At 70.9% G+C, this 9326-nt stretch carries 11 protein-coding genes; 7 read left to right on the top strand and 4 right to left on the bottom strand.

Annotated elements, in window-relative coordinates; genetic code table 11:
- The 4 genes from QM634_RS13265 to holA form a co-directional block, all read left to right on the top strand.
- Positions 1-265 (top strand): ComEA family DNA-binding protein (locus QM634_RS13265; RefSeq protein WP_415043247.1); only part of this gene is annotated, 265 nt, incomplete at its 5' end.
- Complete coding sequence (locus tag QM634_RS13260; protein WP_415043246.1) at positions 262-1950, top strand: ComEC/Rec2 family competence protein; 1689 nt, start codon at positions 262-264, stop codon at positions 1948-1950. The genes QM634_RS13265 and QM634_RS13260, both read left to right, overlap by 4 nt.
- On the top strand, positions 1835-2347 hold the full coding sequence (locus tag QM634_RS13255; protein ID WP_415043245.1) for a hypothetical protein: 513 nt from the start codon (positions 1835-1837) through the stop codon (positions 2345-2347). The genes QM634_RS13260 and QM634_RS13255 overlap by 116 nt, the downstream gene beginning before the upstream one ends.
- A 10-nt stretch (positions 2348-2357) precedes the next feature.
- Entirely contained in the window at positions 2358-3323 is a 966-nt protein-coding gene (holA, locus tag QM634_RS13250) for a DNA polymerase III subunit delta (protein ID WP_415043244.1), read from the top strand.
- A gap of 113 nt (positions 3324-3436) precedes the next feature.
- Here holA and rpsT read toward each other — a convergent pair whose 3' ends face one another.
- Entirely contained in the window at positions 3437-3697 is a 261-nt protein-coding gene (gene rpsT, locus QM634_RS13245) for a 30S ribosomal protein S20 (RefSeq protein WP_415043243.1), read from the bottom strand.
- Positions 3698-3804: 107 nt separating this feature from the next.
- On the opposite strand from rpsT, the gene QM634_RS13240 reads away from it, so the two are divergent.
- Positions 3805-4944 carry a sulfotransferase family protein gene (locus QM634_RS13240; RefSeq protein WP_415043242.1) on the top strand — a complete coding sequence of 380 codons (1140 nt, stop codon included), beginning with the start codon at positions 3805-3807 and terminating at the stop codon, positions 4942-4944.
- Between the two features lie 6 nt (positions 4945-4950).
- Here QM634_RS13240 and QM634_RS13235 read toward each other — a convergent pair whose 3' ends face one another.
- The 3 genes from QM634_RS13235 to QM634_RS13225 are packed head-to-tail and all read right to left on the bottom strand — an operon-like array spanning position 4951 to position 6459.
- A complete protein-coding gene (locus QM634_RS13235) occupies positions 4951-5367 on the bottom strand; it encodes a type II toxin-antitoxin system PemK/MazF family toxin (RefSeq protein WP_415043241.1) in 417 nt (138 codons plus the stop codon).
- A gap of 2 nt (positions 5368-5369) precedes the next feature.
- Positions 5370-5756 carry a DUF4189 domain-containing protein gene (locus QM634_RS13230; RefSeq protein ID WP_415043240.1) on the bottom strand — a complete coding sequence of 129 codons (387 nt, stop codon included), beginning with the start codon at positions 5754-5756 and terminating at the stop codon, positions 5370-5372.
- Between the two features lie 55 nt (positions 5757-5811).
- Positions 5812-6459, bottom strand: a complete 648-nt coding sequence (locus tag QM634_RS13225; protein ID WP_415043239.1) for an alpha/beta family hydrolase — start codon at positions 6457-6459, stop codon at positions 5812-5814.
- Positions 6460-6535: 76 nt separating this feature from the next.
- On the opposite strand from QM634_RS13225, the gene lepA reads away from it, so the two are divergent.
- Both lepA and QM634_RS13215 read left to right on the top strand, forming a co-directional pair.
- The gene (gene lepA, locus QM634_RS13220) at positions 6536-8389 is read left to right on the top strand and encodes a translation elongation factor 4 (protein ID WP_415043248.1); all 1854 of its coding nucleotides are present in this window, start codon (positions 6536-6538) and stop codon (positions 8387-8389) included.
- On the top strand, positions 8389-9326 hold a 938-nt coding region (locus tag QM634_RS13215; protein ID WP_415043238.1), incomplete at its 3' end, for a M3 family metallopeptidase. The genes lepA and QM634_RS13215, both read left to right, overlap by 1 nt.

Below are 9326 nucleotides of genomic sequence, written 5' to 3'. Positions count from 1 at the left end.
GGACGGCGGCCCCGCGGCGCCGCAAGGACCGGGGGCACCACCGGCCGGCACACCGGGTGCCGCCACCGGCAAGGTCGACCTCAACACCGCCTCCGCCGACCAACTCGACGCGCTGCCCGGCGTCGGCCCGGTGACCGCGAAGGCCATCATCGACTGGCGCACCGCGCACGGCCGGTTCACCTCGGTCGACCAGCTCGCCGAGGTCGACGGCATCGGACCCGCGCGCCTCGCACGGCTGCGCGACCTGGTCACCGCGGGCGGATGAGCGTCCCGCGGCTCGACCTGCGCTTGGCCGTGCCGGCCGTCGGGTGCTGGCTCATCACCTGGCTCGGGATCAGCGCGACACGCAGCGCGTTGGTCGCCGCGATCCTGCTGTCGATCGGCCTCCTCGCCGCGGCCGGACTGGCGCTGTGTGGGCACGGTCGGCAGGATTCTGGGCACGGTCGGCGGGATTCTGGGCACGGTCGGCGGGATTCTGGGCACGGTCGGCGAAGGGCGGGGGCGGCGGCGATCGTCCTCGCGACCGCGGGTCTGGCGCTCGGGACCGGTGTCGCGCTACTGGTTCGGATAGATCGCGTCGACGGTCATCCGCTCCGCCAACTCGACGGTGCGACGGTCACCGCGGTGGTCAGCGCCGTCGAGGATCCGAGGGTCGGCTCGGCCAACCCCGACCTGGTGTGGATCCGTGCCCGGGTGCACGCGGTCGACGATCGGGTGGTCGCCCCGGTGTCGGTGGTCGTGTTCGCGACGCTCGGAGCGACGTCGAGTGGCGGGTCGTGGCTGGATGTGCGCGTCGGCCAGCGGGTGCGCGCGCTGATGACCGTGCGGGCGGGTGACCGCGGACTTCTCGCGGCACGCTTGACGGCCCGGGGACCACCGACGCGGGTCGCCGCCGCGGCGGGATACCTGCGCATCGCCGAATCCGTGCGCCGGCGATTCCGGGATGCGTGCGCCGAAGCGGTCGGGCATCGCGAGGCGGGGCTGCTGCCCGGCCTGGTCGTCGGCGACACGAGTGCCGGCGAACCGACGGTCGACGACCAGTTCCGCCGCGCCGGACTCACCCACCTTCTCGCGGTCTCCGGCGCCAACTTCGCACTGATCGTGGGAACGGTCGTCCTGCTGATCGCGCTGGTCGGTGGATCGGTCCGCGTGACGACCCTCGGCGGGATCGCCGTCACCGTCGGGTTCGCCGTCCTGGTCCAGTTGTCGCCGAGTGTGATCCGGGCGGCGATCATGGGCGGAATCGGGCTGATGGCGATGGCGCTGGCACGTTCCCGCGACGCCATGCCGGCGCTGTCGGCCGCAGTCGTCGCCGCGCTGCTGGTGTGGCCTGAGCTCGCGGGCGACGCCGGATTCGCGATGTCGGTGGTCGCCACCGGAGCGCTGATCGCGTGGTCCCCGGCGTTGCGGGATCGGCTCGTCGACCGCGGCCTGGCCCGCGGGGTCGCCGAGGCGGTGGCGATGGCCACGGTCGCCTACGTCGTCACCGCGCCCCTGATCGCGCTCATCTCCGGGCGGATCAGCCTCACCGCGATCGTCGCCAACGTCGCGGTGGCGCCGGCCATCCCCGTGGTGACCGTGCTCGGAGCGGCCGCCATGGTGCTCGCCGGGCTCGATATCGGCGCCGCGACCGCCCTCGCGCGGCTCCTCGTCACCGTGTGTGAGCCGGGCCTGTGGTGGATCCTGGCCGTCGCCCGAGTGCTCGGCGGGTCCTGGGCGGCGATCCCCGCCGCGCCGCTCTGGGTGCTGCTCGTCCTCGCGCTCGCCTGCGGCGCGCGGGCGGTACGCCGGTCGCGCCACCCGACGGAGCCGGGGGACCAGTACAGTCCGACCCGTGGGCTTTTCACATTGGTTCGGGTTCCTGGGCGGCTGGCTGCTGTTCGCCGGCCCGGTCTACCAGGCGGCGATCGAGCTCCGCGACCCCGGACTGACCCGCGAGGAAGCCGATGAGATGCGGGGGCGGATGGGCAGTGCCGCACCACTCCCGCAGCCGGTGAGTCGCTGGTGGTGGCTGCTGCCGCCGGTCGCGTACGTCTTGAGCATGCGTCGTCGCCGGCAGTGGCGGACCGCAGCGCTCGCCGCGATCACCGTCGACGACTGGCGTCTGTTCCAGTCCTTCAAGAACAAGGCGACCGGCTGGCTCATCGTCGCGTCGGGTGCGCTGTGCATCGCCGTCAAGGAGACCGGTGCACTGGTCGAGCACAACGACTGGCGCACGTGGACGGTGATCCCGCTGCTGGTGGTGCCCTTCGCGCTCAGCGTCGGCTACACCGTGACCAGCCTGGGTCGGGAACACCGAATGGAGGCCCTGGTCGCCTCGACGGATTCCGTCGGCGGCGCGCCGTAGGATTGGGCCCGTGACCGACCGCCTCTACCTCCTGCTCGGAGACAACGACTTCCTCATCGAACGCGGGGTGGGCCAGATCGTCGGTGGGCTCGGCAAGGGCGCCGCCGAACCCGTGCCGGTGACCCGCGTGCGGGCCGGTGACGTCACCGCCACCGAGGTGGCCGAGCTCCTCAGCCCCTCGCTCTTCGGTGACGACCGGGTGATCGTCGTCGAGGCGGCGGGGGAGGCGGGCAAAGAGCCCGCCGCGGTCATCACCTCGACACTGCACGACATCCCCGACGGCATCACCCTCGTGGTCGCACACTCCGGCGGTGGCCGCGCCAAGGCGATGGTCGGGGCCCTGCAGAAGGCCGATGCCACGGTCGTCGACTGTGCGACCCCGCGCTGGCCGTCCGATCGGGCCGACTTCGTCCGCCGAGAATTCCAGAACCTGGGTGTGCGAGTCCCGCGCGAGGTCATCGAACTGATGCTGGCGAACATCGGCTCGGACCTGCGCGAGCTGGCCGCCGCGGCGAGTCAGCTGGTCGCCGACACGGGCGGCAAGATCACCGAGCAGGCCGTCGAGACCTATTACTCGGGACGGGCCGAGGTGAAGGGCTTCGAGATCGCCGACAAGGCCGTCACCGGCGACAAGGCGGGTGCCCTCGAGGCGCTGGCCTGGGCGGTTCACCACGGCACGCCGCGGGTGATCCTCGCCGATGCGCTGGCCGAGGCCGTCCACGGCATCGCCCGCGTCCGCGGCTTGGGGTCGACCAACCCGCAGTCGGCGGCCGCCGAGCTGGGGATGCCGCCCAGCCGGGTGAAGAAGCTGCAGGCCCAGGCGGCAGCGTGGGACACCGAATCGATCGGCAAGGCAGCGGTGGTCGTCGCCAAGCTCAACGGCGACGTGAAGGGCCAGGCGGCCGATGCCGACTACAGCCTGTTGCACGCGGTGTCGACGGTCGCCGGGCTGCGCCCTCGTCGCGGTCGCGCCTAGCCCAGACCACCTCGACCTCCGCCCAGAACGCGAATCACCCCGGTGACCGCGTGGGTCGTCACCGGGGTGATTGACGTTGGTACGGGTGCCGCGAGAGCGGCGTCAGCGCAAGCTCAGAGCTTGTTGACGGCCAGCGCCATGGCCGACTTCTTGTTGGCGGCCTGGTTGGCGTGGATCACGCCCTTGCTGGCGGCCTTGTCGAGCTGACGGCTGGTCGTCGCGAGCAGCTCGTCGGCCTTCTTCTTGTCGCCGGCCTCGACGGCCTCGCGGAAGTTGCGGATCGAGGTGCGCAGGGCGGAGCGAACCGACTGGTTGCGTCGACGCGCCTTCTCATTGGTCTTGATGCGCTTGACCTGCGATTTAATGTTTGCCACGCGAGTTTGTCCTCTTCATAGATCTGGGATGACAACGACCGTCGACTTTACCAGTCGGCCCGGCGGCCACCCAAATCGTCGACGACCAGCGGGCTAGGGTGTCCGGTATGTCTGTCGTGTACGTGCACATCGGCCTGCCCAAGACCGGGACCACGCATCTGCAGGATCGGCTCTGGCGCAACCGTGATCACGCGCTGGCGGCGGGCCTGCTGTACCCCGGCGACGCCATCGACGACCACTTCCACGCGGCCGCCCACCTACAACCCGACCGCTACCTGGACTGGGTCGACCCGGAGCACAAGCGCGCGTGGCCGACGATGGTCGCGCAGATGCGCGCCTGGCCGGGCACCAGCCTGGTCTCCCATGAGCTCCTCGCCACCGCCACCCGCGCCCAGATCGCCGAATTCGTCGGCGCACTGGACTTCGCCGACGAGGTGCACGTGATCGCGACGGTCCGCGATCTGGCCCGGCAATTGCCCTCGGCCTGGCAGGAGAACGTGAAGAACCAGCGGCGCGGCACCTTCGACGAGTTCGTCGACGCCGTCGCCGCGCGCGCGGGATCGGCCGATCTGAGCCATGGCGAGGAGGGGCCGTTCTGGGAGTTCCAGGACTATGTCCGGATCCTCGACGACTGGTCGAGCGTGGTGCCCGACGAGCACATCCACCTGGTCACCGTGCCCGCAGCGCGCACCCCCGGCGACGGTCTCTGGGAACGGTTCCTCGGCGTTCTGGGCGTCGACCCCGTCGCACTCGCCGAACCGATCGAGAGCGCCAACTCGTCGCTGTCGGCCTCCCAAGCCGAATTCCTCCGTCAGCTCAACGACCGGCTGCAGCCCACCGATGTCGAGTGGGCGCGGTATGAGCGGATCGTGAAGGGCGAGCTGATCGGGCAGGTCATGTTCGCCGGCGAGCGCGCCGCGCCGCAGGGACTGTCCACGGACCAACGCCGCTGGGCGGCCGAGCAGGCCGAGGTCATGACGTCGGCGGTGAGCGCCCGCGGATACGACGTCGTCGGGTCGCTCGCCGAGTTGGCCGTCGACTCGAGGGCCGGCGCCGATGCCCGGCCCCCCACGCAACAGGAGGTGCTCGACGCGGCATTGGACGCGCTGGCCGGCTGGGTCAAGATCGCCCCGATGCCCGCGACGCCGCCGCGGTGGGAATCGGCCGCCCGCAACACCGTCCGCAAGGCACGGCGTCGCGCGGTCGGAGTGCGCAACCGCGTCCGGCAGCGGCGTGCGGCGCGCTGATCGGGCTCAGCGCCACCCGTAGTCGCGGCGCAACTCGTCGGCGACGGCGTCGAACCGCTGCCGGTCCAACACGGCGCCTTCGCGGCGGATGTGGTCGGCGACGATGACCAGCACCCGGTCGAGGCGGACGTAACTGGGGCGGTGCTCCTCGTCCCACACCCCGGCGCCGATCGGGCGCCAATTCGGTTCGTCGGCGTGATAGGCCTGGCTGGACAGCATCAGGCCCAGCACACGGTCCGGCCGGGTGTCCCGGCCCACGACCAGCACGGGGCGGTCCTTGCCCTTGGTGGCGTCCTCCTCGAATGGCACCCACGTCCACACGACCTCACCCGGATCGGCGTCGCCGTCCGGATCCGGGCGATAGGAGATTGCTCGGGCCAGGTCCGCCGTCGGCGACGAACCCGGCCCGGTGCGATGGGGCACGTCTAGCGGTAGCGCGTGGTGCAGGCGTAGACCCGGACGCGGGCGCCGTAGCCGGCCTTGCGGCGGGCGGCGCGTTCGGCCGAGGCGCGGTTCGGGTAGCCGCCCGACGCTCCGACGCGGAAGCGGCTGAAGGCGACGGCGCCACACGAGTTGGCGTAGCTGATGTAGCCGCAGTAGCCGCCGCACCGGGCGCGAACGGCGCGGATCGCGGCCGCGCGGGTCGGGTAGTCGACGGCGCCGGCATAGCTGCCATTCGAGTGGTAGGCGACCGCGCCCCAATAGGTGCGGGCTGCATCGGCCTGCGGGGTGGCCGTCGGGAGGAGGGCGGCGCCGCTGGCGATGGCAGCGGCGGCGCCGAAGGTGGCGAGGAGTTTGCGTGAGGAGGTCATGGCGACAAACCTAGTCCTCTCGCCGCGCTGATTTCGGCGGCATCGGCCAATCGAATTACCCGGCGGCGGGATCGAGGATCAGCGCCGTCACCGCGTCCGCGGCGAGCCGCGCGACGTCGGTGCGGGCGGGGTTCAACGCGTGCGGCGCGGCGACGGTGACGATGCGGGTCGGAGCGTCGATGAGCGCGACCGCCTCGGCGAGTTCGGCGGTCGAGGCGAATGGGTCGGTGCGCCCGTGGACCACGACCGTGGGCACCCGGATCTGGGGGAGGTGCTCGGTGCGCAGGCGCTCGGGTTTGCCGGGCGGGTGTAGCGGATAGGAACTGAGCAACAGGCCGTCGGCGGCGGCGGGGCCGTCCTCGGCGAGGACCATCGACGCCTGCCGGCCGCCGTAGGAATGACCGCCCACGATGAGCGGCACACCGTCGGCCAGCTCCCGCACCGCGGCGACGGCGCGGCGGATCCCGTCCCGGTCGGCGGGCGCCTTCGACGGCGACGGCGGCCCGTTCACCCGGTCCTGCCGATAGGGGAGGTCGATGCGCGCCACCAACAGTCCGCGCCCGCAGAACTCGTCGGCGTAGGCCCGCAGGATCGCCGCGTCACGATTGCCGCCGGCGCCGTGGGCGAGGACGAGTGCCGCGACGGGCTCGCCGTCGGGTTCCTGCAGGTCGGCGACGACGCCGGGGGCGGTGAGGGTGCGCACGCCACTACCGTAGGCCCCGCACCCCCGATCGTCGCAGGCATGACAGACTGGACGGCAGACCTTTCTACGAGGAGCGATTCTCATTTCCAGCTTTGCCGACACGACGTTCACCGACCCCGCGCGCATCCGCAACTTCTGCATCATCGCCCACATCGACCACGGGAAGTCGACGCTGGCCGATCGGATGCTGCAGCTCACCGGCGTCGTCGAAGAGCGGCAGATGCGGGCCCAGTACCTCGATCGGATGGACATCGAGCGCGAGCGCGGCATCACCATCAAGGCCCAGAACGTGCGCCTGCCGTGGCAGGTCGAGGGCGACGACTATGTCCTGCACCTCATCGACACCCCCGGGCACGTGGACTTCACCTACGAGGTGAGTCGCGCACTGGAGGCGTGCGAGGGCGCGGTCCTGCTCGTCGACGCGGCGCAGGGGATCGAGGCGCAGACCCTGGCCAACCTGTACCTGGCCATGGAGAACGACCTGGAGGTCATCCCGGTCCTCAACAAGATCGACCTGCCCGCCGCCGACCCCGAGCGCTATGCCGCCGAATTGGCCCACATCGTCGGTTGTGAGCCCGACGAGGTGCTGCGGGTGTCCGGCAAGACCGGCGAGGGCGTGCCCGCCCTGCTCGACCGGATCATCGAGCGCGTCCCGGCGCCGGTCGGCGACCCCGATGCGCCGGCTCGCGCCATGATCTTCGATTCGGTCTACGACACCTACCGCGGCGTCGTGACGTATGTGCGTGTGGTGGACGGCAAGATCGTCCCGCGCGAGAAGATCGCGATGATGTCGACCGGTGCGACCCACGAGCTCCTCGAGGTCGGCATCGTCTCGCCCGAGCCCAAGCCCACCAAGGGGCTCGGCGTCGGCGAGGTCGGCTACCTCATCACCGGCGTCAAGGACGTCCGCCAGTCCAAGGTCGGCGACACGGTGACCACCGCCCGCAACGGGGCCACCGAGGCACTGACCGGGTACCGCGAGCCGGTCCCGATGGTCTACTCCGGGCTCTACCCGGTCGACGGGTCGGACTATCCGGTGCTGCGCGAGGCACTGGAGAAGCTGCAGCTCAACGACGCCGCGCTGACTTTCGAGCCGGAGACGTCGGTCGCGTTGGGCTTTGGCTTCCGCTGCGGGTTCCTGGGTCTGCTCCACATGGAGATCACCCGCGAGCGCCTCGAGCGCGAATTCGACCTGAACCTGATCTCGACGGCCCCGAACGTCGTCTACCGGGTCGTGATGGACGACGGTTCCGAGCACATCGTCACCAACCCTTCGGACTGGCCGTCGGGCAAGACCAAGGAGATCTGGGAGCCGATCACCAAGACGACGATCATCGCCCCCAGCGAGTACATCGGCGCGATTATGGAGCTGTGCCAGTCCCGGCGCGGCGAGATGGGCGGCATGGACTACCTGTCCGAGGAGCGGGTGGAGATCCGCTACACGCTGCCGATGGCCGAGATCATCTTCGACTTCTTCGATTCCCTCAAGTCGCGCACCCGCGGCTACGCGAGCCTGGACTACGAGGAGGCGGGAGAGGCGCAGGCCGACCTGGTGAAGGTCGACATCCTGCTGCAGGGCGAGGCCGTCGACGCGTTCAGTGCGATCGTGCACCGCGACGCCGCTTACGCCTACGGCAACAAGATGGCCCTCAAGCTCAAGGAACTCATCCCGCGCCAGCAGTTCGAGGTGCCGATCCAGGCGGCCATCGGCTCGAAGATCATCGCCCGTGAGAACATCCGCGCCATCCGCAAGGACGTGCTCGCCAAGTGTTATGGCGGCGATATCAGCCGCAAGCGCAAGCTGCTCGAGAAGCAGAAAGAGGGCAAGAAGCGGATGAAGACGATCGGCCGCGTCGATGTCCCGCAGGAGGCCTTCGTCGCCGCGCTGTCCTCCGATGCGGTCGGGGACAAGCCCAAGGGCGCCAAGTAGTGGCGCTCGCGGTCGGTTCGCTGCCCTACGGACTGCCCGACTTCGCCGCGATCGACGACGACGACATCGAGCCGGCGGTCGCCGAAGCGGTGGCGGCCCAGCGCGCCGAGATCGACGCGATCATCGCCGCCCCCGAGGATCCGACCTTCGCGAACACCGTGGTGGCGCTGGAGAACTCCGGCCGCGAGTTGGCCCGGGTCCTGCGCGTCTTCTACGGCATCCTCGGCCCCGATGCGACCCCCGCCCGCAACGACATCGCGGCCCGTCTGGCGCCGCGACTCGCCGACCACACCAGCGCCATCCGCTCGGACCCCGCGCTCTTCACGCGCATCGCGCAGGTGTGGGAGCGGCGCGACGAACTGGGCCTGGCCGAAGACGAGTACCGCCTGCTGGACCAGCAGTACCGCGATGGGGTCCGCGCGGGCGCGCGCCTGGACGACGCGGGACGCGAGGCGATGCGGCGCATCACCGCGCGGCTGGCCGATCTGACCACCGAGTTCGGGCGGCTCGTGCTCGACGAGGCGAACGATTCGGCGGTGCACTTCCCCGCCGGGGAGCAGCTCGATGGGCTCTCGGAGGGGGAGAAGTCCGCGGCGCGCGAGCGCGCGGCCGCCGCCGGGCTCGACGGATATCTCGTCGCCCTGGAGCTGCCGACGAGTCAAAGCGCCGTCGCCGACCTCACCGATCCCGCGTCCCGCACGAAGGTGTTCGAGGCCTCTCTCGCGCGGGGTTCGCGGGGCAACGACTACGACACGACGCACATCCTCGCCGAGATCGTCGGGCTCCGCGCGCGGCGGGCCGAGCTGCTCGGCTATGCCGACCATGCCGTCTTCGTCATCGACGAGGAGACCGCCCCCGGCGTCGACGCCGTGGAAGCCCTGCTGTCGCAGGTCGCCGCGGCGGTCCGGCCCGCGGCGGCCGCCGAGGAGGAGGCCCT

Source organism: Gordonia sp. (in: high G+C Gram-positive bacteria) (assembly GCF_047606305.1).
In the GTDB taxonomy this organism is placed as follows: domain Bacteria; phylum Actinomycetota; class Actinomycetes; order Mycobacteriales; family Mycobacteriaceae; genus Gordonia.
The sequence above is the reverse complement of the archived record's forward strand: the minus strand, read 5'-3'. Positions and strand labels throughout refer to the sequence as shown.